At 33.7% G+C, this 23664-nt stretch carries 21 protein-coding genes, 4 pseudogenes and 1 other annotated feature; of the genes and pseudogenes, 18 read left to right on the plus strand and 7 right to left on the minus strand.

Translation table 11 applies throughout. The features are described 5' to 3' along the window. Positions 1 to 63 precede the first annotated feature (63 nt). From DJ93_RS21940 to DJ93_RS21955, 4 genes are all read left to right on the plus strand, one after another. Positions 64 to 666: a nitroreductase family protein gene (locus DJ93_RS21940; RefSeq protein ID WP_042983215.1), complete on the plus strand. Its 603-nt coding sequence runs from the start codon at positions 64 to 66 to the stop codon at positions 664 to 666. A 127-nt stretch (positions 667 to 793) separates the two neighbouring features. Then, the gene (locus tag DJ93_RS34440) at positions 794 to 925 is read left to right on the plus strand and encodes a hypothetical protein (protein WP_042983216.1); all 132 of its coding nucleotides are present in this window, start codon (positions 794 to 796) and stop codon (positions 923 to 925) included. A gap of 118 nt (positions 926 to 1043) precedes the next feature. After that, a complete protein-coding gene (locus tag DJ93_RS21950; protein WP_042983217.1) occupies positions 1044 to 2654 on the plus strand; it encodes an amidase family protein in 1611 nt (536 codons plus the stop codon). Positions 2655 to 2939: 285 nt separating this feature from the next. Then, positions 2940 to 3968 carry an AI-2E family transporter gene (locus DJ93_RS21955; RefSeq protein ID WP_042983218.1) on the plus strand — a complete coding sequence of 343 codons (1029 nt, stop codon included), beginning with the start codon at positions 2940 to 2942 and terminating at the stop codon, positions 3966 to 3968. Between the two features lie 49 nt (positions 3969 to 4017). Here DJ93_RS21955 and DJ93_RS34445 read toward each other — a convergent pair. Then, positions 4018 to 4155 (minus strand): annotated as a pseudogene (locus DJ93_RS34445) (YesK family protein); the annotation flags it as partial. A 219-nt stretch (positions 4156 to 4374) separates the two neighbouring features. Here DJ93_RS34445 and DJ93_RS21960 point away from each other — a divergent pair. Next, positions 4375 to 4755 carry a VOC family protein gene (locus DJ93_RS21960; RefSeq protein WP_042983219.1) on the plus strand — a complete coding sequence of 127 codons (381 nt, stop codon included), beginning with the start codon at positions 4375 to 4377 and terminating at the stop codon, positions 4753 to 4755. Positions 4756 to 5374: 619 nt separating this feature from the next. Here the strand turns inward: DJ93_RS21960 and DJ93_RS34870 are convergent. Then, positions 5375 to 5899, minus strand: a complete 525-nt coding sequence (locus DJ93_RS34870; protein WP_080743563.1) for an ATP-binding protein — start codon at positions 5897 to 5899, stop codon at positions 5375 to 5377. Between the two features lie 27 nt (positions 5900 to 5926). On the opposite strand from DJ93_RS34870, the gene DJ93_RS21970 reads away from it, so the two are divergent. The 3 genes from DJ93_RS21970 to DJ93_RS21975 all read left to right on the plus strand — a co-directional run bounded on the left by DJ93_RS21970 (position 5927) and on the right by DJ93_RS21975 (position 7891). Further along, positions 5927 to 6256 carry a hypothetical protein gene (locus DJ93_RS21970; RefSeq protein ID WP_042983220.1) on the plus strand — a complete coding sequence of 110 codons (330 nt, stop codon included), beginning with the start codon at positions 5927 to 5929 and terminating at the stop codon, positions 6254 to 6256. 56 nt (positions 6257 to 6312) lie between these two features. Continuing rightward, positions 6313 to 6447 carry a hypothetical protein gene (locus DJ93_RS34450; RefSeq protein WP_259300239.1) on the plus strand — a complete coding sequence of 45 codons (135 nt, stop codon included), beginning with the start codon at positions 6313 to 6315 and terminating at the stop codon, positions 6445 to 6447. A gap of 343 nt (positions 6448 to 6790) precedes the next feature. Next, positions 6791 to 7891, plus strand: coding sequence for a PqqD family peptide modification chaperone (locus DJ93_RS21975; RefSeq protein WP_042983221.1), 1101 nt, complete (start codon positions 6791 to 6793; stop codon positions 7889 to 7891). A 458-nt stretch (positions 7892 to 8349) separates the two neighbouring features. On the opposite strand, the pseudogene DJ93_RS33870 reads toward DJ93_RS21975, so the two are convergent. Together DJ93_RS33870 and DJ93_RS33875 are read right to left on the minus strand one after the other, a co-directional pair. Then, a pseudogene (locus DJ93_RS33870) lies at positions 8350 to 8721 on the minus strand (DDE-type integrase/transposase/recombinase); the annotation flags it as partial. 14 nt (positions 8722 to 8735) lie between these two features. After that, positions 8736 to 9041: pseudogene (locus tag DJ93_RS33875) on the minus strand (hypothetical protein); the annotation flags it as partial. 115 nt (positions 9042 to 9156) lie between these two features. Here DJ93_RS33875 and DJ93_RS21985 point away from each other — a divergent pair. Beyond that, a pseudogene (locus DJ93_RS21985) lies at positions 9157 to 9533 on the plus strand (IS4 family transposase); the annotation flags it as partial. A gap of 283 nt (positions 9534 to 9816) precedes the next feature. On the opposite strand, the gene DJ93_RS21990 reads toward DJ93_RS21985, so the two are convergent. After that, a complete protein-coding gene (locus DJ93_RS21990) occupies positions 9817 to 10761 on the minus strand; it encodes an L-lactate dehydrogenase (RefSeq protein ID WP_042983223.1) in 945 nt (314 codons plus the stop codon). Positions 10762 to 10974: 213 nt separating this feature from the next. Here DJ93_RS21990 and DJ93_RS21995 point away from each other — a divergent pair, with 213 nt between their 5' ends. The 7 genes from DJ93_RS21995 to DJ93_RS22025 all read left to right on the plus strand — a co-directional run bounded on the left by DJ93_RS21995 (position 10975) and on the right by DJ93_RS22025 (position 18427). Next, positions 10975 to 12408 (plus strand): flavin monoamine oxidase family protein, encoded by a 1434-nt coding sequence (locus DJ93_RS21995; RefSeq protein WP_042983224.1) that lies wholly within the window; start codon positions 10975 to 10977, stop codon positions 12406 to 12408. Between the two features lie 133 nt (positions 12409 to 12541). Then, positions 12542 to 13459: a CobW family GTP-binding protein gene (locus DJ93_RS22000; protein WP_042984301.1), complete on the plus strand. Its 918-nt coding sequence runs from the start codon at positions 12542 to 12544 to the stop codon at positions 13457 to 13459. Between the two features lie 307 nt (positions 13460 to 13766). Continuing rightward, positions 13767 to 14984 carry a substrate-binding domain-containing protein gene (locus tag DJ93_RS22005; protein ID WP_042983226.1) on the plus strand — a complete coding sequence of 406 codons (1218 nt, stop codon included), beginning with the start codon at positions 13767 to 13769 and terminating at the stop codon, positions 14982 to 14984. Positions 14985 to 15082: 98 nt separating this feature from the next. After that, entirely contained in the window at positions 15083 to 15856 is a 774-nt protein-coding gene (locus tag DJ93_RS22010; RefSeq protein ID WP_042983227.1) for an ABC transporter ATP-binding protein, read from the plus strand. Continuing rightward, on the plus strand, positions 15834 to 16538 hold the full coding sequence (locus DJ93_RS22015; RefSeq protein WP_042984302.1) for a branched-chain amino acid ABC transporter ATP-binding protein: 705 nt from the start codon (positions 15834 to 15836) through the stop codon (positions 16536 to 16538). Before DJ93_RS22010 ends, DJ93_RS22015 begins: the two co-directional genes overlap by 23 nt. Positions 16539 to 16563: 25 nt before the next feature. Further along, complete coding sequence (locus tag DJ93_RS22020) at positions 16564 to 17424, plus strand: branched-chain amino acid ABC transporter permease (RefSeq protein ID WP_042983228.1); 861 nt, start codon at positions 16564 to 16566, stop codon at positions 17422 to 17424. Positions 17425 to 17473: 49 nt separating this feature from the next. Beyond that, positions 17474 to 18427 carry a branched-chain amino acid ABC transporter permease gene (locus tag DJ93_RS22025; RefSeq protein WP_042984303.1) on the plus strand — a complete coding sequence of 318 codons (954 nt, stop codon included), beginning with the start codon at positions 17474 to 17476 and terminating at the stop codon, positions 18425 to 18427. A gap of 168 nt (positions 18428 to 18595) precedes the next feature. Here DJ93_RS22025 and DJ93_RS22030 read toward each other — a convergent pair whose 3' ends face one another. Continuing rightward, complete coding sequence (locus tag DJ93_RS22030; protein ID WP_042983229.1) at positions 18596 to 19384, minus strand: LysR family transcriptional regulator; 789 nt, start codon at positions 19382 to 19384, stop codon at positions 18596 to 18598. Between the two features lie 120 nt (positions 19385 to 19504). Between DJ93_RS22030 and DJ93_RS22035 the strand changes: the two genes are divergently transcribed. After that, the gene (locus tag DJ93_RS22035; protein ID WP_042983230.1) at positions 19505 to 20053 is read left to right on the plus strand and encodes a DUF4865 family protein; all 549 of its coding nucleotides are present in this window, start codon (positions 19505 to 19507) and stop codon (positions 20051 to 20053) included. 686 nt (positions 20054 to 20739) lie between these two features. Here the strand turns inward: DJ93_RS22035 and proC are convergent. Continuing rightward, positions 20740 to 21558 carry a pyrroline-5-carboxylate reductase gene (proC, locus tag DJ93_RS22040; protein WP_042983231.1) on the minus strand — a complete coding sequence of 273 codons (819 nt, stop codon included), beginning with the start codon at positions 21556 to 21558 and terminating at the stop codon, positions 20740 to 20742. A 506-nt stretch (positions 21559 to 22064) separates the two neighbouring features. Further along, positions 22065 to 22275 (plus strand) — a binding site (T-box leader). A gap of 139 nt (positions 22276 to 22414) precedes the next feature. Here proC and proB point away from each other — a divergent pair. Continuing rightward, a complete protein-coding gene (gene proB, locus DJ93_RS22045; RefSeq protein WP_042983232.1) occupies positions 22415 to 23518 on the plus strand; it encodes a glutamate 5-kinase in 1104 nt (367 codons plus the stop codon). The last annotated feature ends 146 nt before the right edge of the window (positions 23519 to 23664 follow it).

The raw sequence follows: 23664 nt of genomic DNA on the forward strand, positions 1-23664 counted from the left end.
TCATTAAAGAATCAAATTGATTTGTTTAAATAAATACTAAAACATATATTTGGAGGAATTATCATGTCAGCAACTACAACAAATTTAAAAGAAGCAATTATGAACCGTCGTTCAATTCGTAAAGTAACAAAAAATGCTACAATTACAAAAGAAAGAATTGAAGAAGTTTTAAAAACAGCTTTACATGCACCAACATCTTTCAATATGCAAAGTGGCCGTATGGTCGTATTAATGGATGCAGAGCACGAAAAGTTTTGGGATATTGTAAAAGAAACGCTTAGAGCTCGCGTGCCAGCAGAAAACTTCGAAGCAACAGTAGAAAGATTAAAAGGTTTCCGTGAAGGTGTAGGAACAGTACTATTCTTTGAAAATCAAGCAACAGTAGAAAAAATGCAAGAAAATGCACCGTTATATAAAGATCAGTTCCCATTCTGGTCTCATCAAGGAAATGCAATGTTACAACATACTGTATGGATGCTATTATCTGCTGAAGGAATCGGAGCATCATTACAACATTACAATCCAATCGTAGATGTTGAAGTGAAAGAAACTTGGAACATTCCAGCAGAGTGGAGCTTAGTAGGACAAATGCCATTTGGTCAACCAAATGAACAGCCAGGAGAAAGAACATTTTTACCTACTGAAGATGTAGTGAAATTTTATTAAGAAATACAATACGTAATGAGAAGGAAGCTGTGCTTTAGAAACAGCTTCTTTTTTGGTATTTGTGTTAATTTATGTGCATTTAGGGAAGAAATATAAAAAATAATTCGGTGAAAAGGGAAGTGAAACTATGAGTGAAGAGAAAAAATATACAGTGGTAGGTACTGATGTTGAGGAAGTGAAGCGTTTAAATAGAAATTCAGGGTTAACGTATAATCAAGTGAAGGAATTATTAGCAAAGCAAATACAAAAAAAGAAATGATCGGATTGAAATAGTCTAGATTATCATTTAGCATTTTGTTTAGGGAGAGTTAAGTAGAATATAACTCTCTTTTTTCGATATGAAAATATACTGTGCAACTTGTAGAGGAGGAAACAGCATGAGGAAATGGATAAAGATAACGTTGTCTATCGTTGGAGGAATCGTCCTATTAGCATGTGTAGGAGGGTATTATGTCTATAACACTTATTTTCCTAAAGAACCAGAACGAATTGTGTATGATAAAGAACGGGTGTTAGCACCAATACATAATCAGCTTAAAGGAATAGATATAGACTACGTAAAGAAAAAAGAAAAAGAAGTTGTGAATGCAACTGTGGATGAAATTCAAAACATGGTAGATGAACATAAACTCTCCTATGAAGAATTAACAAGTGTTTATCTTCTTCGCATAAAGGAACATGATCAAAATGGAATTACATTAAACGCCGTTACAGAGGTTAACCCTCAAGCAATGGAAGAGGCACGAAATTTGGATAAAGAGCGAGCGTTGAATAAGAAATCGAACTTATATGGAATTCCTGTCATTGTAAAAGATAATGTACAAACAGCAAATGTTATGCCAACAAGTGCAGGAACTTATGTATTGAAAGATTGGATCGCAGATGAAGATGCCAGTGTTGTGAAAAAATTAAAAGAAGAAGGCGCATTTGTTTTAGGGAAAGCAAATATGTCAGAATGGGCGAATTACTTATCTTTTACAATGCCGAGTGGTTACAGTGGGAAAAAAGGGCAAAATGTAAACCCGTATGGACCGCTAAAGTTCGATACAGCAGGATCAAGTTCAGGGTCTGCTACAGCAGTAGCAGCAGATTTCGCACCGCTTGCAATTGGTACAGAAACAACCGGGTCTATTGTTGCTCCAGCAGTTCAGCAATCGATAGTTGGATTGCGTCCAACTTTAGGACTCGTCAGTAGAATCGGAATTATTCCACTAGCTGAAACGCTTGATACAGCAGGACCGATGGCTAGAACTGTAAAAGATACAGCGACGTTATTACATACAATGATAGGTTATGATGAGAAAGATACTATAACAGAAAAAATGAAGGATAAAGAAAGAATTGATTATACGAAAGATTTATCGATAGATGGATTAAAAGGGAAAAAGATAGGTGTTCTGTTTTCTGTGAATCAACAAGATGAAACTAGAAAAGCTGTAGCAGAAAAGATTAGGAGAGACCTTCAAGATGCAGGGGCAATATTAACGGAGGAAATTCAGTTAAATCATGATGGTGTAGATAATTTACCAATATTAGAATATGATTTTAAGCATAATTTAAACAATTATCTTGCTAAGCAAAAAAATGTGCCTGTAAAGTCATTGAAGGAAATAATAGCATTTAATGAAAAAGATGGTAAAAGGCGAATGAAATATGGACAAACTTTAATAAAAGGCGCTGAGGAATCCACTATAACAAAAGAAGAGTTTGAAAAAATAGCTCAAACGAGTCAGGAAAATGCCAAGAAAGAACTAGATAGATACTTAGAAGGAAAAGGTTTAGATGCCCTTGTCATGATTAACAACGATGAAGTTCTTCTTTCAGCGGTGGCTGGATATCCAGAATTAGCTGTACCGGCAGGATATGATTCTGATGGTCAACCGGTAGGGGTAGTGTTTGTTGGCAAGCCCTTTGGTGAAAAAGAACTCTTCAACATTGGATATGCGTATGAACAGCAATCTAAAAATAGACAATCTCCAAAAATCTAGAGGGGATAAGAGAACTTGTTTAGAAGAAAATAGGACGTACACCCTCCAAGGTATGAAATATAATAGAACGGGGGAGTTACATATAAAGTTGGAGTGAATAAAGGAATTTTTAGAAAAGAGATGAAATGAAAAATCCGACAATCCGAAAGAAAAAGAGGATTCTTTTCAATTAATAAGAAAGATTGTCTATAAGAGTTCATAAAATGTATTACTATAGTAATTGATGAATGTTCAATTTGCTCCTAATTACACTGAATTGCCATTTAGCGAAGGGGGAGGTTTTTAATGAATGAAGTGAAAAATTTCTTTCGAAGTAGAGGGTTTCAACGATTTCTCGTTTTAATAATATTAGCACTTGTGTTATATGGATTAAAAAGCATGATTAATTTAATATTAATCACTTTTATTTTGACATTTTTAATGGATCGATTTCAAAGGTTTATTTCGAAAAAGCTAAAGATAAATAGGAAATTGGTTATCGCTTGTTTATATATTATATTAGTGACTGTTATTATAACCACATTATATAAATATTTGCCTGTATTAACGGTACAAATTTCACAATTGATCCATCAATTTAAATTGTTTTTTCAAAACCCACCAGATAATGAAATGATAAGATATGTGCTTTCTACCATTAATCAAATGGAAGTATCGAAATATATTGAACAAGGTGTAGATGTAATTTATCAATCTGTGGCTAATATTGGAAAGGTAAGTATGCAAATTTTATTTTCTCTTATTTTAAGTTTATTCTTCTTATTAGAAAAAGAGAGGATTATTTCATTTACCTCTAAATTTAAAGAGAGTAAATTGAAGATCTTTTATGAGGAAATTGCATATTTCGGTGAAAGGTTTGCAAGATCGTTCGGAAAAGTAATTGAAGCACAGTTTTTAATTGCAGTGGTAAATTGCGTTCTTACTGTTATTGCGCTTGTTTCTTTAGGATTTCCTCAGCTCCTTGTATTAGCGGTTATGATATTTTTACTCGGTTTAATACCTGTTGCTGGTGTATTTATTTCTCTAGTTCCACTTTGTATTATTGCTTATAACGTCGGTGGAATCGCCTATGTCGCATACATATTAATTTTTATTACAGTGATTCACGCTCTAGAAAGCTATTTCTTAAATCCAAAATTTATGTCCGCAAAAACGAATTTGCCAATCTTTTATACATTTATGATTCTTATTTTCTCAGAGCATTTTCTTGGTATATGGGGGCTTATTATTGGGATTCCCATCTTTATCTTTTTACTAGATGTACTTGAAGTAAATAATGTTGAAGAAACGCGTAAGGATATTGGAACAGAATAGGTTATTGTGTTTAACGAGTGTTCTCCTTTAAAGGAAAACACCTGTTATTTTATTTCTTTTGTTTAGGAGGAGGGAGTTTAATGAATAAATTTGCAATCAAAGCCCAAATAACAGCGCATAAAATAAAAACAGCAATTAATCCAACACCCATCCCGGCCCATCCACCTATAAGAAAGATGCTTATCGACATGGTTATCACCAAATACTTATTACTGCTGCGATGAAAGTATCGACTAAGGAGGAGCATGAATCATCTTGTAAGTATATTTTCCAACATAACTGGACAATTTTTAGCAGAGTAAACGATAGAAATACTAAAAATTCTTTTCATATAAAAACACTCGTACAAGAATGTATGTTCTTGTACGATAAATACAACTAAATGAAAAGAAAGGAAGAGTAGATGATGATTAATAAAGTTGGTCAAATTATGTTATATGTAAAGGGTCAAGATGAGGCTTTACGATTTTGGACAGAAAAAGCCGGGTTTAGCTTAATTACTGAAGAAGATAGCGGTCAAGGATTGAGATGGATTGAGATTGCTCCAACAAAGGAAGCTGAAACGAGTATCATCTTACATAATAAAGAATTAATTGCTAAAATGCAGCATGAATTAAATCTTAATACACCTTCAATGTTGTTTTTTACGGAAAATCTCGATAAGTTATATAAAGACTTTTTAGATAAAAAAATCACAGTTGGCGAAATTGTAAATATGCCTTCTGGTAGAGTATTTAATTTTGCTGATCATGAAAACAATTACTTTGCAAGTATGGAAAAGAAGTAAATTAAAAGTATAAGGGGTACCGTCTATGAGGAAAACTATATTCTTTTTATAAGTTTATCCATGCGTGTATCCTTTATTAGTGAATTTAGACAGGTTACCACCTGACTTTATCCATTATGATGGATTTTTTTATGTACAAAATGAAATTATTAAAGATTTTGATTTTTTTCTAATCAGGTGTTTTAATGCAACACTAGTGAAAATTGTTACATTTGCAATCAGGTTATTTAAAAACGTTCATTATGTTATTCCACAATCGGTCCAATTAATTGAATAACATTTGTTGATCAAAAAGGAGCATTTAACTAATTATATACTCTTATGAGCAAGTCAAATAAGAGGGAGTTTAACATGATGTTTAGACTGTTTGATCAGTATCAATTGTGTTTTATAACAGAATCGATAAAGCGGTTACAAGCATTGGTTTAACAATCATAGAATTCATGGAACTTTTCAGGTTTGAGTATAATACAAACTTGAACATCTTAAAAGAGTTGTTTTTTAATAAAGCATTACCTCTTCCTCTTTATAAAGTTTTATATAATTATCTGCAGAATCATTTTCTGGATCAAGATGCTCTTCTGTTTTTGGATTAACTCCTGATTTTGGACACAATATATCAACTATTCTTCATAATAATAGATAAGTAAAACGTATTATCTGTTGTTTTTATATGTAAATGTCCATCGTATTTCTGAACAGTTTTGTTTATATTTTGTAAGCCGAAACCATGATTTATTTTATCCTCTTTGGTTGTATGGAAGAGTTTCTTTTCATGTACGAATCTTTCTGTGGCTCTAGAATTTGTAATCTTAATAATGAGGTATACTTTTTTTCTGAAAATATGAATATGTATAAATCGTCTATTCATATCTAATACCTTTTTACATGCTTCTATAGCGTTATCCAAAGCATTCCCTAGAATAATACATAAATCTGTGTGATTAATCCCTTTTATTGATGAAATATTTATTTTTGTTGTTAGCCTAATTTTTCCTTGTGAACATTGCCCGATTGTATGATTTAGTAATGCGTCGATAGCAAGGTTTCCAGATGTAATGATTTTTTGTGTTTCATCAAATGATGCAAGTAAATAGGTAAGATAGTTTTTTGCTTCGGCATTAACAATGGTTTTATCATCAATTTATTTTCAACTTCAGAGGAAAGTAAATTGTTAGATATTCCAATAAATGGCGACACAAAGGTTACAGAATTAGGTGCTTATAATTCTGCTTATGAAATTATTTGTATAAGTTTAGATCCCTCTTTAAAAGAGGTGAGTAATAAAAAGTCAATTTATGATATTGAAATTGTGAACACAAATTGGCTTACAGCTGATATACAGGTAGTGTTTTATCTAAAAGAAGGTTCAGAGGGATATAAGTCTAATCTAATGTCTCTGAATCTTATTGATTTTTTTAATAATGTTAAACAAGTATCGGATCAGTATGTTGACAATAATGGTATTTTAGCCGCTGATGGATACTATACTTTTTCTTAATTAATCTGATTAAAACAATATATTGTTTTATATAAAAATTTGAAGGAGGAATTCTTATGGAAAAACCAATGATGTTTAAAGCAGATTTAGGAGTTTGTGTTGCACAACCTGAATTAGCAGTTATTGGATTCACTGAAGGTCTAGTTGGATTAACTGCAATTTGTGGTGCAATTGCTATTGTAGCTGGTTAAAAACTAGAAAATAAGATACTAGAATATAATTTCTAGTATCTTATTTTTATAATTTATTTAAATTCCGTATATTAAAATAAAAACATATACATTGATATAATTAGGTATATCTTCAATTTGTTGAAGGAATTTCGTATCGTTGTAGTTTTGTTTTATCATACTAGAGGGTGTATCATCTAGTTTAGGTATTTTCTAGGAGAATTCCGCATGCTACATACGCGGTGCTTTTTGTATGTAAATAATACTTTTGAAAATAACTCAAACCTTAAAATGGTAATATTTGGGTGAGTTTTTTTAATGTATGAAGTTTGAGTAATTTATTATAAAGGAGGGAATAATTAAAATGGAATACATCTCATTAGTAGAAAAAAACTATTTAAAATATCAACCAGATGGTAAATTGTTATCTGTGGTTATTAATAATATTAGAACAGAAGTAGGATTAAATGATAGTGCTTTTAGTATTATTAAATTATGTGATGGTACCAATACAAAAAATGATATTATCAAAAAATTATCACTTCTTTACAATGAGGAATTAAATATAGTAAAAAATATGGTGGAGTCTTTTATTGAACAATTAAATACAGGAGGAATTTTAAATACTACTTCAACCAAAAATAGAAGAGTTGTTGAAGTTAGGGGAAGTAAGAATTATTTTGTTCCAGAACTTGTGATTTTAGAATTGACACATAAATGTCCGTTGAAGTGTAAACATTGTTATGTTAATGCTGGAAATGGACCATCTATGGATTTTGAACTTTTGATGAAAACTGCGAAGAAAATGGTAAAACAAGGAGTTCAAGGTTTTCAGCTTACGGGTGGAGAGCCCTTTGCTTATCGAAATATTGAAGCCATCGTTGATTATTTATACGAACAAAAAGTCCGGACACAAATTACTACGAGCGGTTTTTATTTAAATGAGACAGTCAAACGTTGCGTGAAAAAAATAGCAAGTGTAGGTGGATTAATTCAGATTAGTGTTGATGGTTTTTCAGAAACACATAACAGGATTAGAGGGAATGAAAACGCCTTTGAAAATGCTATCAAGTTAATAGACTATGCTAAAATGAATAACGTGACGGTTGTGGTAGCAACTTGTATCGTAGATCAGAATTTAAAGGGAATTGAAAAACTTAGTATATTTTTAAGTGAAAAACAGATAGATTTACATCGTATTGGAGGAGTATCTTATCAAGGAAGAGCAGAAAAAAATAGCCTTCATACAAGTGTTAGTTTTTCTGATATTAATAAATTTATTCAGTATTTAAAAGAAAGTTATGAAACAATGAGATTTAAAATAAGTGGTTTTGAGGAAATTTCTACAGATAGTGATTACAATTGTGGTGCAGGGTATAAGATAATCAAGGTATCGCCAGAATTTATTGTGAGCCCATGTCCCATGATGAATGTTAATATTGGAAATATTAAACAAGAGAAGTAAACATATATACAAGAAACTCAGTATTATTTTCTAATTTAAAACGCCCTGGAAATGATATTTGTGAAGGTTGTAATCTGAAAGAACATTGTAATAATTGTATTTCAGAAGCATATGTCAACAAAACATATGTTGATAAATGTAAATAGTATATAGAGGAAGGGAATAAAATTGATTAGGGTGAATTAGTTATGAATAAAAATAAAAAAAGTATTTTTGTATTTATGAGAATAACTCGTATAAGTGTTATTGTTATATTAATAGGATTATATTACTATTCTCATAATGTTACGTACTTAATTTGTTCAATACCGTTCATTCTGGGGGTTTTAGTTAGTTTTGCATTAAAATTTAAAATTAAACGAAAGATTAAGTGAAAATGAAATAACAAGCCACGAACAACATAAACATTTTGGTTTTTCGTACAAATATGTTACGACCTTAAAAGGTTCGTATAAGTTTTACACAGTGACTCCAAATAATGGATGGAGGAACTTTACTTGATTTTGGATAGACTTGTTCCGTAAAATAAGTTACTGCTTTTTCATCATATGTACCGCTTCTATTATCAAAAGAATAGATTTAGCTGTAAAAAAGGATTTCAATCTTAACATCGAACGGACTCTTTTTAAATAAAACGATAATCTTGTTCTACAATGTTATTTAAATATTTTACCTGCCTGTTGGCATCTTTTTCTCTTTCTTCAATTCTGTAATTTGAGTTCTTGTCCACTGTGATAACAAGAGGTTTTGAAACATAAAAGACTGTAAAGTTTTTTGGAAAAACATTTTGTAGCTTTATTATCTCTTGTTCTATTTGAATCAATTTCATAATGGTTTCTTTTCCTCAGTTGGATGGGCAGGATTTCCAGGGTATGTTTTTTTGAAAATGCGAAGCGGCTTGATTCATTTCTTTCATTTTCTGATTGATACGATCTACCGCTAACTTTGAGGCATTATAAACAAGCGTCACAAAACCGAAATGTACTTTTGCTCGTTTTCCAGATCGTTATCGGATATTTTTTAACTGAAAGAATTCTTTTAGGTATGCATTTACTCGTTTTCCAGCGCTTCTCTGATTATAGAACTTTTTCCATGCTTCTGATCCACGCCCTGGGGTGTTGTATTTTCGGGTATCCGTTTCCATTTCAACACCCTTTTGATGAAGTTTATGGGGGGAGCTGCTTGAGGGAAAACCTCACGAGCAGTTCTTATGGGGAGAGGCTGGAGACGGCCCCAAATTGATACCGCGCTAGTCTTTTACCCAACAAATTTTATTTAAAACGTGGAAGTCATTCTTTCAAATTTATCAGTGTAAAAAGATAAACCCAGAAAGACGGGAGTGTCATTTGTATGGACAATTGATTGTCATTCTATTCTGTTCTTCTATCATGTTTCAAATGCGGCAATTACTTCTTATGAAAAAGAAACGAGAACTGAGTGAGTATAAGACCATATATATGATTAAAGATTATTTTCTTCTTCTTTTCCAAACTATACAGAAAGACACCAAAGAGCTATTAAAGGTTCTACTTCGCCTGTTCAACCTCCTACAGCAAAACGGGCGAAAATCTCATCGATATGAGAAAAAAACATATTGGGTGTCGTTTATAATTGTACCATATCTGAAGATCTAGCTGCTTAATTGAAAAAAGACAAAACCCATTAGGGTTTATTTCGTATACAAATTTTTAAATAATCTACATTGATCCCCTATAAAAAGTAAAAAAGCTCTCCTGAAAATTTCGTGATGCAGTCTTAGCTTGATAGCCATGTGGCACTACCCTTATAGGAGTAAGACAAATGTCCAAGAATCATACGTGAAATATGGATAATACTACTATTCTGTTTGTGAGTTAACAACAAAATGTTTCAATCAAAAAAGCAATCCAATAGCACTTGGATTGCTTTTTGAACGGCATTTATGACTAGAGAACAGGAGCCATTGTCTCTTTCAATACTTGAACAGAGTGATCGAATTTTAATTCTTCATCTTCACTTAATTCGACTTCTAAAATTTCACGAACACCACCGCGATTTAAAACAGCAGGTACTCCGATATAAACATCTTGTTGACCGTATTGACCTTCAAGGTATGCTGATACAGTTAAGACGCTGTTTTCATTGTTCAAGATGGCCTTCGTTACACGTAAAAGTGACATGCCAATGCCGTAGTATGTAGCACCTTTGCGCTCAATAATATGATAAGCGGCATCACGAACGTTTATAAAGATTTCATCTAAATCTTTTTGGTTATGAGTGTTGTCTTTTCCTAGAATTGTTTCTAGTTTTTGAATACCAACTGATACGTGACTCCAAACCGGAAGCTCAGTATCACCGTGCTCACCAATAATGTAAGCGTGAATGTTATGAGGTCCAATATTAAAGTACTCACCTAACATGTATCGGAAACGAGCTGAGTCAAGAGTTGTACCAGAACCAATTACGCGTTCTTTCGGCAATCCAGATTCTTTCCAAGTTACGTAAGTTAAAATATCTACAGGGTTTGTTGCAATTAAGAAAATACCATCAAAGCCACTATCCATAATGCTGCGAACAATTTGTTTGAAAATCTTTGCGTTTTTTTCGACTAAATCTAAACGTGTTTCACCTGGTTTTTGTGGCAAGCCAGCAGTAATTACAACAAGATCTGCATCTTTACAGTCTTCATAACTACCTTTCCAAACTTTTGTTGGTGCTGGCGCGAAAGGAACCGCATGGCTTAAATCCATTGCTTCACCTTCTGCTTTTGCCTCGTTTACATCAACTAAAACAAATTCTTCTGCAACAGCTTGGTTAATCATGCAGTAAGCATAGCTACATCCTACTGCTCCTGTTCCTACTAATACAACACGGTTAATACCTTTTTTCATTTGAAAGTTCCTCGCTATTTCATTGATTTTATTATGTAACAAAATAGGTCCTACTTCTATAGTTTCAAATCTAGTTTATTACATTTTATGAAAGATATTCAAGTAATTAAAAATGTATCCGTTCAGATAGAGGAATTTATAGCAAATAAAACATAGGTATTCTTTTTTGTGAATATAATGCAATGAAGTCCTTATATAGAGGGGAAAATGAGGATGCCGAACCCATTAACAATGGAAAGAATGCTTCATATTATTCATGCGGGGCTTGTTAAGACAAAAAATCCGAGACGAATTACTATTGTCGGTGCAGGGATATCTGGATTAGTGGCAGGCTCTTTATTAAAAGAGGCAGGGCATGAAGTAACAATTTTAGAAGCAAATAAAAGAATAGGCGGCAGGGTGTATACAATTCGTGAACCATTTAGTACAGGACTATATTTCAACGCAGGTCCTATGCGTATTCCAGATACACATGCTTTAACTTTAGCGTACATTCAGAAATTTAAACTAACGTTAAATCTTTTTATAAATAAAACTTCTTCAGATATTATTTACACGAACAATATTCGAACGAGACTGAACGTGTTTGAGAATAATCCGAGTGTACTTCGTTATCCGATTGAAGAGCAAGAAAAAGGGAAAACAGCAGAGGACTTAATGCTCGAAGTATTAGAGCCGATTCTGAATTTTATTAAGAAGAACCCTAATAAAAATTGGGCAATCATAGAAAAAAAGTATCGAACATATTCGCTCGGTTCATTTTTGACTTATTACTATTCAGACGGAGCAATTGATATGATCGGGGTACTTCTTGATATGGAAGCTTATATGGGAATGTCTTTAATTGAAGTATTGCGTGAAATGATTTTTTTTACTTCAACGACGAAATATTATGAGATAACGGGTGGTATGGATGCCTTACCAAATTCATTTTTGCCTCAGCTGAAGGGAAATATTTTCATGCAATATAAAATGAACAAAATCATACAAGAAGATAATAAAGTTACAGTGCAAGTGAACCATGAACAAACATTAGAAGAATTTCATGTAACAGGTGATATGGCCATCATCACAATTCCGTTTTCAGCATTACGTTTTGTCGATTGTGAGCCATATCATCTATTTTCTTACTATAAAAGAAGGGCGATTCGCGAATTAAATTATATTGCTGCCACTAAAATTGCAATAGAGTTTAAAAGTAGGTTTTGGGAAAAAGTAGGGCAGTACGGTGGTAAATTTATTACAGATTTACCAATTCGTTTTACGTACTATCCGAGTTATGGAATTCATACACCTGGGCCAGCTATCGTATTAGCCAGTTATACGTGGGCAGATGAAGCGTTGACATGGGATAGTTTATCTCATAGAGACCGTATTCGTTATGCATTAAAAAATTTAGCGCAAATATATGGTAAAATAGTTTATAGTGAATTTGTTGAGGGATCATCGTTTAGCTGGAGCCAAAATCCATATTCTTGCGGAGCATTTACAGCTTTTGAACCTGGGCAAGAACTTGAATTATTTCCGTATATCGCACCACCAGCTGGAAGCGTGCACTTTGCAGGAGAGCATACAACATTAACGCACGGATGGATGCAAGGTGCAATTGAATCTGGCATTCGAGTTGCGCATGAAGTGAACCAGTAAACAGATAGGAATGATAATCTGGGAGTTTTGTTTACAAATTTTGATTCTTTTAATAAAATGATAAATATAAATCGTAATAATTACGCTTTAAAGCATTTGAAGTAGAGAAATAGAGAAATGGATGGTCGGTCATATGAGTAAAGTAGAAATTCATATATTAGGTGGTTTTCTAGGTAGCGGAAAATCAACATTATTGCAAAATTTATTGTTAGCAGAAAAGAAGAAAAATCGAAAAGTTGCTGTGTTAATGAATGAAATAGGTGAATACTCGGTAGATACAGATATTATCGGAAAAGAGAATGTTTTAAGGGAACTTCTTAAAGGCTGTATTTGCTGCACGTTAAAAGAAGAGCTAGAGATACAATTACATTCTTTATATCAACAAGAAAGACCAGATGTAATTTACATAGAAACAACTGGGGTTGCGCATCCAATTGAAGTGTTGGATGCATGTGTATCGCCAATTTTAGCTCCTTTTCTTGAAGTGAAATCAATTGTAGTCGTTTTAGATGCAGTGAGATGGTTAAACCGTAATATATTAAGTGCAAATGTTCAGCAACTATTACATGAGCAACTGAAATATGGGAGCCATATTCTTATTAATAAATCAGATTTACTAACGGATGAGGATAAGAAAAAGATTTTAGAAGAAGTGACAGTGATGAATGAACATGCGAAATTGTATGAAACGAAGTATTGTAATATATCTTTAGAAGATATAGAAGAAGCGGTACTTGGAAGTAATGATGATCATGAGACATTACATGTGAAACAGCATTTACATATACAAACGATGACATATCAAATTACGAAATCAATAGATCAAGACCGATTATACGATTGGCTTTCAAACTTACCAGATGGAATTTATCGTGTGAAAGGTTTCGTGAAATTCCATGGGGATAAATATCCGCATCTATTACAATATTCGTTCGGGGTACCAACTTTATTAGAACAAGACTTCGGTTTCCCGACGAACTTAGTGATTATAGGTGAAGGATTAGATAAAGATGAGTTAAAGAAAGAATTAGAGATAGTGGAAAATAATTAAAAGGATTTTTCATTATTATACTTTTATATAGAAGCTGCAAATTATTGACTCAATTGATTGAGTTAATCGTTTGCAGTTTTTTAGTGGGGGCTGGGATAATGAAACAGCATTTTCATTAAAATAACAGAATATATATTGATTGTATGTTCGCTTCCATTTTATAGGAAGGTGATTATGTTTTTTTGCCGAATGTAGAGTTACTACAAGAGTTTTACATTATCAATTTTATAGTTTAAAAGTCATGATTACGGATGGGGTATTTGGCGTATTTGATTCTATCAGAAAGTAAAGTATGGGGAGGATCACAATGTCGATGAAAAAACGTAAGTGGCTAAAAATGGTGTTTACGGGATGTATTCTTGGTTCCTTATTAGTAACAGCGGGGTGTTCAGGAAAGAAAGCAAGTACAGATGATGAAAAAACAATTAAGATCGGTGTGCTTGCTTCGTTAACAGGTCCATTAGAATCGTACGGGAAACAAACGGTAAACGGATTTGAATTAGGGTTAGATTATGCAACTGGTGGAACAGGAAAAGTGGAAGGAAAGAAGATCAAGTTTGTTGTAGAAGATACAGAGACGAAAGCAGACGTAGCTGTTAAGAAGGCTACGAAATTACTAGAAGAAGAAAAGGTGGATTTTCTAGTTGGATCATCTAGTTCAAGTGATACGTTAGCAGTTGTGCCATTAGCGGAAGAATATGAAAAAGTAATGGTTGTAGAACCTGCAGTTGCTGATAGTATTACCGGGAAGAACTGGAATAAGTATATTTTTAGAACAGGAAGAAACTCCTCACAAGATGCAATCGCGGGAGCTGCCTCGATTGCTAAAAAAGATGTAAAGATTGCGACGTTTGCTCCAGATAACGCTTTTGGTCGTGAAGGAATTGCTGCATTTAAAGCTGGTGCGAAGAAACTAGGTGCAAATATTGTAAACGAACAATACGCTGATATGAATTCAACTGATTTTACTGCAAATATTCAAAATATCATTAGTTCAAAACCAGATTATTTATTTATCGTTTGGGCTGGTGCAAACTCTCCGTGGAAGCAGTTAAAGGATATGAATGTGGAAGCGCAAGGTATTAAAATTTCTACTGGTGCGCCTGATATACCAGCATTAAAAACGATGGATGCATTAGTGGGAATGCAAGGATTTTCTGTATATTATCATACACTTCCTAAAAATAAAGTGAACGATTGGTTAGTAGAAGAACATAAAAAACGTTTTAATGGAAATGTCCCAGATTTGTTCACAGCAGGGGGAATGTCAGCGGCAATTTCTATCGTGGAAGCTTTAAAGAAAACAAAAGGTGATACAGATGTAGATACGCTTATTAAGAAAATGGAAGGAATGGAATTTGATACACCAAAAGGAAAGATGAAATTTAGAGAGAAAGATCATCAAGCATTGCAAACGCTTTATTCTATTACGCTGAAAAAACAAGAAGGTGTTGATTATCCAGTCCCGGTTTTAGAACGCGAATTAACGATGAAAGAAACGGAGCCACCAGTTCAAAGTAAATAAACTGAATTTTCTGATGTTTCGATGTAAAGGGGGAAGTTCCCTCTTTACATTCTTTTCTCTTATTACCATACAAATAATGGTTTTTACGGGGGGATAGTATGACGAATTTGCTTGAAACGAAAAACCTGTGTGTGTCATTTGGAGAACATCAAGTTATTAAAGATGTGAATTTAACAGTACAAAAAGGTAAGCTTATTTCAATTATCGGACCAAACGGTGCTGGGAAGACGACTTTATTTAATTTGCTAAGTGGACAAATTTCTCCGACAAAGGGTGAAGTCTATTTTAAAGGACGAGATATTACAAAGTTATCGATTCCAGAGCGGACGCGTCTTGGGATGGGGCGTTCTTTTCAGCTTACAAATATTTTTCCAGAGTTAACGGTGCTTGAAAATGTACGCTTAAGTGTCCAGTCATTTGTGCAAGATTATTATAGCTTCTTTCCTAATTCTTCAAGGGTGAAGCAACAAAATGGAGAGGCGAGACGACTTTTAAAAACAGTACTACTTCATGAGAAAGAGGAAGTGTTAGCAAAAGATTTAGCACACGGAGAGAAAAGGAAGCTAGAGTTAGCTATGCTTTTAGCGCTAAAAACCGATGTATTACTACTTGATGAACCGACGGCAGGTATTTCAGTTGAGGAAGTACCTGCTATTTTACAAGTAATAGAAAATATAAAGAAAAATCGTGAGAATACAATTGTACTTATTGAGCACAAAATGGATATGGTTTTACATGTATCAGATCATCTTATCGTTTTATTTCATGGCGAGTTATTAGCAGAAGGATTGCCAGAAGAGATTATGAAGGATGAGCGTGTACAAACAGCATATTTAGGGGGATTATATGGTGGCACTATTACAAGTGGATAACATAGAAACGTATTTAGATCAGTTTCATATTTTGCAAGGTGTTTCTTTTTCAGTTGAGGAAGGAACAATTACTGTCTTGTTCGGGAGAAATGGTGCAGGAAAAACAACAACATTACGTTCGATTATGGGATTTCATCGGATTGCTACTGGTGAAATTTATTATGGGAATGAGCAGGTAAATGGATTATCTACCCATTTGATTTCAAGAAAAGGGATGGGATATGTACCAGAAAACCAAGGGATCTTTTATGACTTAACTGTAGAAGAAACATTTGCGCTTGCTGGGGTAAAAAAGGGGATAGAGATCGAGGAAAAGATAGAGTGGATGCTAGAATTATTTCCAGACTTAAAGCAATTTTGGAACAAAAAAAGCGGACTATTAAGCGGAGGCCAAAAACAAATGTTGGCCATTTCAAGAGCATTCATTAATAGTGATGGCTTATTGCTCATTGATGAACCGAGTAAAGGGCTGTCACCAATTATGATAGAAAAATTAATGCTAGCAATTTTGAAAATGAAGGAGAAGACAACGGTTTTGCTTGTGGAACAAAATTTTATGATGGCAAGCCAGATCGGCGATTACTTTTACATTATGGATAATGGGAAAATTGTGCACAACGGCCTAATGCATGAGCTGAGAGATGATAAAGAAACATGTCATAAATATTTAGGGATTTCTTAACATTGAGACGGGGGAGGGATAGAACGTGGATGTGTTAATTAATTTATTCGTAAACGGCGTTTCGACAGGGATGCTTATTTTTTTATTAGCATCTGGTCTTTCACTTATCTTCGGTTTAATGAGCGTACTTAATTTTGCTCATGGTGGATTATTTGCATGGGGCGCTTTTACTGGCGTTTGGTTATTCAATATGACAGGTAGTTATGTACTTGCATTAATTGGAGCTGTTGCAATGGGGATGTTTCTCGGTTTCATTTTAGAGAGGTTTCTCATTCGGCCTGTTTATGGGAATCATGTGCGTCAACTTCTCGTTACCCTCGGAGGGATGCTCGTCCTTAGTGAATGCATAAAAGTATTTTGGGGACCGAATCCAATTGGAGCGAAATTACCATTATGGTTACAAGGGAGCTTTACATTTGATGGAGTTATATTAATAAAATACCGCCTATTCGTTATTTTAGTTGGGATACTCATATATATCGCCTTAATGTTGCTTCTTAAGAAAACAAAGATTGGACTTATGATTCGTGCTGGTGTAATGGATAAAGAAATGGTTCAAGCTCTTGGTATAAATGTAAAAGCTATATTTTCGTTTGTCTTTTTATTAGGTGCAGGAATGGCGGCGTTAGGTGGATTCCTTCTTGCACCCTATTCAGGAGTTATTTTCGCTGAAATGGGAATGCAATATGCGATTTTAGCTTTCATAGTAGTTATCATTGGAGGTTTAGGGAGTGTGCAAGGATCAGCGATTGCTTCTTTAATTGTTGGATTAGCTGGCGCATTTACAGCGTATTATGTACCGGATTTATCGCTAGCGATAAATATGTTAATGTTACTATTTTTCTTGATTGTTAGGCCAACGGGGCTTGTTAGTGAAAAGGGGTGAAATGGTGAACGACGCATTGAATCGAGTCAAAGTATACTTGGGGATAGTTATGTTGATTTGCTTAAGTGCATTTCCTTTCATAAATGATTCACGGAGTTTGTTAATTTTGTTCACACAAATCTTCATCTTTGCTATATTTGCCATGAGTTTTGATATTCTTCTTGGATATACAGGAATTGTTTCGTTTGGCCATTGTATGTTTTTTGGAATAGGAGCGTATGGTGTAGCACTCTTATTCGAGCGACAAGGGGTTTCAATAACCAGCTTTTTCATAGGAATTACAATCGCAGTTCTCATTTCGGCGATTGTTAGTTATATAATCGGCATGCTTTCTTTACGTTTGAAAAGTCACTTTTACGCGATGTTGACACTTGCTATTTCACAGCTCTTCTTTGTACTTGCTGAAAAGTGGCGTGCTGTGACACACGGAGGTGATGGATTTACGTTCGGTGTGCCTAGTATATTTCGTGATCGTGCTACATTTTACTATGTAACACTTGTATGTTTAATCGCCGTTTTTATTTTGCTGCGACTGTTTACAAAATCTTCTATCGGAAAAGTATTAAAGGGTATTTCACAAAATGAACAACGGGCTGAAGCACTTGGATATAAAGTTCTCCACTATAAAATTATTGCGAGCGTAGTTGCAGGAGTAATAGCAGCGATTAGTGGTGGTTTGTTTGTTATTACATTGCGCTTTGTAAATACGACTGTATTTTCAATTGAAATGACGTTAAATGCATTACTAATGACAATGATTGGAGGAGTTGGAACATTAATTGGAGCAATTGCTGGGGCCGGGATTATTGAATCGCTCAAGTATTATTTGTCAGAATTGGCAACAGAGTATCCGATTTTTGAAAGATGGACAATACTTCTAGGACTATTATATATAATCGTGCTGCTCGTTTTTCCAAAAGGATTAGTAGGAACGATAAAAAAATTGAAGCATGTTAAAAGAAATAAGAAAAGGAAGAGTGAGAAAATTGAACATAGTGTATAATAGTGGGCTCAGAATGAAGGTGATTGTAAAGGATAAAACATAGGAATGGAGTGCAGTTTCAAGTAAAATCGTGATATAAAAAAAACGCCCCCTTTAATTGTGTTTAAAGGGGGAGTCTGTTGTCTCTAAAAGAAAGAAAACATGTACTGGTTGAAAAAACGAATTCATTTATAAATCAAATAGCTCACTTGGAATTATTTTTTCTACCGTTCGAATGGTAAAAAAATGAATTGGTACTTTTTCTATTGGTACTTCCTCAAATTTTTCTAATTTATTATTAATGGGTAAAAAAGCTAACCCTTTTCCCTCGGAGATGAATTCCTCAATAAGTGAATAAGAATCTAACTGTTGAAGCTGTTTTTTAGAGAGGTTATTCTTTTGCATGAATTCAATTGTATAATTTCTAAAAGGACACTCTTTATCATGGCTAACGAAAAAGAATTCCTTTGCATAGTCAATATTCGTTTTTCCTTTTGCTTTTAGTAATCCTATAGAAATAGTTGTACTGAATACTTTTTGAAACGCTGAATGGTCATAATTTCCATAAGTTATGACCATATCAACTTTTTGTTTTTGTAACAGTTGTTGCAGATGACTACTATTTTCTATGTATATTTGATAATTCCTGAAATTTTCTTTAATACGTATACTTAAATAATTTGTCAAAATAGATTGTGACGTCGCTATTCGGTAATAATTGTCGCTCATTTTAATTTCATTTTTCGCTTCTTCTACTAGACTCAATATTTTATTTGTGTAATCTAATAAAATATCGCCTGATGGTAATAGTGAAACGCCTTTATTATCTCTATGTAGTAGCGGTGTTTCTAATTCTTGTTCTAACTTCTTTATTCTCTCAGTTATATTTGGTTGCACATAACCTAGTTCTTTTGCCGCTTTGCTAATTGAACCTTCATTTACTACAGTTTTAAATATGATGAGATCATTTATTTCCATTCATTTCAACCCCTTATTGGGTATCATTATAAATGATATCAAGCATAATTTACACCTATTTTACATTGCTTTAGTACCGATTTATCATAATGTGTATACGATTGAAAGCGAGTGATACACATGATTGGAATGCAATATAAGATTATTTTGCCAAACGATTATGATATGGGGATTATTAGAAAAAGGGTACGAGATAATGGATATAAGACAGATGGTTTTCAAGGGCTTCAATTTAAAGCGTATGTAATCACTGAGGCGGGAAAAAATGAAAATGTATATAATTCTTATGCACCGTTATATATTTGGAATAACCATGAAGGAATGAATCAATTTATTTTTAAGGGATTCTATGACAATATTTTAGAATCTTTTGGATGGCAACAAATTAATATTGGTGTTCCTTTAGCTGTTAATCTAAGTGATGATTTTAAGAAAAGTAGATATGTTGTTGAATATGCAGGAAGTATTTCCCAAAGTAAATCATTGATTGGGACTCAATTTAAAACTATGCATCAAAATGTGCAAGATATAGAAAATAATTTAGGAAGTGTATTGGTTTATAATCCAGATAAATGGGGGTATAGTCAATTTAGTTTTTATGAAGAGAAGCCTGAAATTGATGCAACGAACAAAATTACAATGTATGAGATATTACACATCTCACAGTAAAAGTGGATTTGAAATGTAGGTTAATCGTTTTGAAAAAAGATTAACTGCTTATGAAAACTAAATTCAGATTTCGAATAAAAAAATCCATTTTGATTAAAGATGAACAGCTCCCTGTCAAGTAGACAGTGAAAATAACAAAAACTACTTTAAGTGTCTTATTAAAAAAATGTTTTAGACTATTAAAAATAGTTATAGGCTAAAAAAGGGGTTATCTAATAAAAAATAATAAACCAACTATAGTCAAGAGTGTGTATGGAAGAATAAGAAGATTCTAAAGCGTTTACTCGCATGGATCTTCTTATTCTTTTTTATTTGTAAAGTTAATTCATAAATGTATCCATAATATGTGAAACGAAATGGATGAAAAGTAAATAATATATTTTTTTGCAATTTATAATGTTAAATATGAATTCATTTTTTGTGAAGGGAATTATGTTGGATTTTATGCGGAAAATAAGTGAAGAAGACAAGAGACACCAAAAGGGCTTTGAATGGGAATGTATAATATTATTTCGGGATAATAAAATAATAAAACAGACAAACTCAAGTAGGTATGAATTTGTCCGTTTTATATACTAGTGACAATGAAGCAGTATGTAAACAAAATGTGAATATAGTCTACAACTATTTAAAGATATGTGTACTTGGCTAACTTTATCTTAAGTGGGCTCCTTTAAACTTAGTTTTTACTCTTTCGTTAGACTAGATAGTTCAACAGATTTTTGAGTACAACGTTTCATAGCTGAGATGATGGCTGTTCTTAAGCCTTTTTCTTCTAATGTTGCTACAGCTTCTATTGTCGTTCCACCTGGAGAACAAACCATATCTTTTAATGCGCCAGGATGTATTCCCGTTTCCAGTACCATTTTTGCAGAACCTAATACAGCTTGAGCGGCGAATTTATATGCTTGATTTCTTGGCATACCTTCTAGTACAGCAGCATCTGCCATGGCTTCTATAAACATATATATATATGCTGGAGAAGAACCACTTACAGATGTTACAACATCCATTAATTTTTCATTTACAATCTCTGTTTGGCCAAAACTATTAAAAATGTTTAGTACATCTTCTAAATCTTTTTCTGTAACCATTTCATTAGAACACAACGCAGACATTCCTTCGCCAACAAGAGCTGGCGTATTAGGCATTACTCTTACAACCTTTAACTTTTTACCGAAAGTATCCTCAGTACTCTTAATGCTTTTTCCCGCAGCAATAGTTACGACTATAACATCGTTTTTTATATGCTCTTTTATTTCGTTAATTACTGATGAGTATAGGTCCGGTTTGATTGATAAAATTAAAATATCAGCACTTTTAGCTACTTCATTGTTGTCAGTAGTTGTAGTTATGTCATATTTTTCACTAGCATTTTTTAGATTAAGGACGCTTAAATCTGAACAAATTATCTTATCTAAAGATACTACGTTTTTACTAATCATCCCACCTATCATAGCGATACCCATGTTTCCGCATCCGATGAATCCAATTTTTTTATCCATAATAACTCGATCTTGCTCCTTTTATAATAAATTTTATCGATTTGAAATTATTATTCTGAAAAAATTAAATAATATCCCATACAATATAAAAAAACATTTTAAGAGAGTGCATTCCTTTTTGCAATACAAAAAATATAGAAATCAATTTTATTCTGTACTAAACAAGTACATTCTCTATAATTTAATGTTTTTTGTTATATACTACCCGGTAATATTTAAAATCATGTTGGAGAATAGCAACACATCACTATCAATCGCATAATGTATTGGGGGGAAATGCCCATTTTGACATGAATTGTTCTTTATGTAGTAAACTAAGAGATGTTTAGAAGGTTTTATGTGTATGAATAAGAGATAAGGTGTAGTTATATCAACTTTTTCTAGATAAGGTGATGGTAATATAGTGTGTACATAATCTCATACTTAAAACTTGTCGCCCTATTAATTTTTCAAAATATCTCTTGACACAAAAATGCACTATATCGCATAATGTATTAAAATTAAATTAAAAATCGTTGAAGGGAACTAGTACATATGTCTTCTTGCGCAAGAGAGTGGAATTCGCCGGCTGAAAGATTCCTCGTATAGAAAGTATCGAACCTATCCCTGAGTCTTAAATGAAAGTTTAGGCGTACGCCTGCGTTATAGGCGCCAAGTGGATATATATTTATATCAATGAAGGTGGTACCGCGGAACAATGATCGTTTCGTCCTTTTTATTAAGGGCGAAGCGGTCATTTTTATTTTGCTCTTTATTACTAGATAGGCAGCATTGATGAGAAGAGACATTGCTGCAAAATGCACGTATAGAAGCATAATTTACAAAAAACTTGGAATTTAGACTAGGAGGTACAAAAGTGAAAAAGCAACGAATTGTTGTGAAGATTGGGAGTAGTTCCTTGGCAGCTAATCATGGTGGCATCTCTGAGGAACAGCTTTCAGATCACGTTGCCGCATTGACACGACTGAAACAGGAAGGACATGAAGTTTTGCTGATTACATCTGGGGCCGTTGCTGCAGGTTTTTCCGCTCTAGGGTATCCTAGCCGACCTGTGACAATTAAGGGTAAACAGGCTGCCGCGGCTGTCGGGCAAAGTTTGTTAATGCAGGCGTATACGGAGGAATTCCATAAATATGGGATCGTTACCGCGCAACTTTTGCTGACGAGAAGTGATTTTTCTAGAAAAGAACAATATAGCAATGCATACGCTACTTTAGGGGAGCTACTAAACCGTTCAGCGCTTCCTATAATCAATGAAAATGATTCTATTTCTCTAGAGGAGCTGACGTTTGGTGATAATGATATGCTGTCAGCTTTAGTAAGCGGGCTTGTTTCGGCGGATATGCTCATGATTTTTACGGATGTGAATGGTTTATATGACCAAAATCCCCAGAAAAATGCGGACGCGAAAAAATATTACTTTCTCCCTGAGGTTACGGAAGAAATCGCTTCTCTTGCTGGAGATGCTGGTTCAAAACTTGGAACTGGCGGTATGAAATCGAAAATCGATGCTGCAAAGACGGCACTATCTCTTGGGGTGAGTGTATTCATTGGAACAGGTCGTGGACAGGAGAAGTTTTTAGATGTTTTGAAGGGGAAAGGTGATGGAACGTATATCGGTAATGCTCCTCAAAAAGTGATTAAGATGAACAAACAATGGATCGCGCTACATTCGCTTGTCAGCGGACAAATTGAAGTAGATGCCGGAGCAGCCACTGCCATCATTCAGCATGGAAAAAGTCTTCTTCCTGCTGGTGTTACTAGTGTGTCTGGGTTCTTCCGAGTAGGAGAAGTCGTAGAGGTTATCACGCAACAAGGGCGCGTGATAGGAAAAGGACAATGCAGATATAGTGCAGAGGAACTGAGAGATCTAAAAGGTATGCAGAGCCAAGACATTCAAGAACGAGGCGAAAGGCATAGCTATGAAGTCATCCATAGAGATAATTGGATTTCGTTTTAAGAATAGAGAGAAGCTCGTTCAAGTATAGAACACAGAGTCCTCAGTTCTAAATCTGGCTCTAATTCTTCAATCGATTCAGCTAATATTTATGCAGGAGAGATTTGGATGGTAGTGCCAAGTTTGCGGAGTGAAACACACCTTAAAAT

It is taken from the genome of Bacillus clarus, from assembly GCF_000746925.1.
Taxonomy (GTDB): Bacteria; Bacillota; Bacilli; order Bacillales; family Bacillaceae_G; genus Bacillus_A; species Bacillus_A clarus.

Bases quoted from the DNA above. Each gene is read 5' to 3' on its own strand.
- DJ93_RS21975 (WP_042983221.1), top strand. From the start codon at position 6,791: ATGGAATACATCTCATTAGTAGAAAAAAACTATTTAAAATATCAACCA.
- DJ93_RS21955 (WP_042983218.1), top strand. From the start codon at position 2,940: ATGAATGAAGTGAAAAATTTCTTTCGAAGTAGAGGGTTTCAACGATTT.
- DJ93_RS34440 (WP_042983216.1), top strand. From the start codon at position 794: ATGAGTGAAGAGAAAAAATATACAGTGGTAGGTACTGATGTTGAGGAA.
- DJ93_RS22000 (WP_042984301.1), top strand. From the start codon at position 12,542: ATGAGTAAAGTAGAAATTCATATATTAGGTGGTTTTCTAGGTAGCGGA.
- DJ93_RS22030 (WP_042983229.1), bottom strand. From the start codon at position 19,384: ATGGAAATAAATGATCTCATCATATTTAAAACTGTAGTAAATGAAGGT.
- DJ93_RS22010 (WP_042983227.1), top strand. From the start codon at position 15,083: ATGACGAATTTGCTTGAAACGAAAAACCTGTGTGTGTCATTTGGAGAA.
- DJ93_RS34450 (WP_259300239.1), top strand. From the start codon at position 6,313: ATGGAAAAACCAATGATGTTTAAAGCAGATTTAGGAGTTTGTGTTGCA.
- DJ93_RS22035 (WP_042983230.1), top strand. From the start codon at position 19,505: ATGATTGGAATGCAATATAAGATTATTTTGCCAAACGATTATGATATG.
- DJ93_RS21990 (WP_042983223.1), bottom strand. From the start codon at position 10,761: ATGAAAAAAGGTATTAACCGTGTTGTATTAGTAGGAACAGGAGCAGTA.
- DJ93_RS22005 (WP_042983226.1), top strand. From the start codon at position 13,767: ATGTCGATGAAAAAACGTAAGTGGCTAAAAATGGTGTTTACGGGATGT.
- DJ93_RS21960 (WP_042983219.1), top strand. From the start codon at position 4,375: ATGATTAATAAAGTTGGTCAAATTATGTTATATGTAAAGGGTCAAGAT.
- proC (WP_042983231.1), bottom strand. From the start codon at position 21,558: ATGGATAAAAAAATTGGATTCATCGGATGCGGAAACATGGGTATCGCT.
- DJ93_RS21995 (WP_042983224.1), top strand. From the start codon at position 10,975: ATGCCGAACCCATTAACAATGGAAAGAATGCTTCATATTATTCATGCG.
- DJ93_RS22025 (WP_042984303.1), top strand. From the start codon at position 17,474: ATGTTGATTTGCTTAAGTGCATTTCCTTTCATAAATGATTCACGGAGT.
- DJ93_RS21940 (WP_042983215.1), top strand. From the start codon at position 64: ATGTCAGCAACTACAACAAATTTAAAAGAAGCAATTATGAACCGTCGT.
- DJ93_RS21950 (WP_042983217.1), top strand. From the start codon at position 1,044: ATGAGGAAATGGATAAAGATAACGTTGTCTATCGTTGGAGGAATCGTC.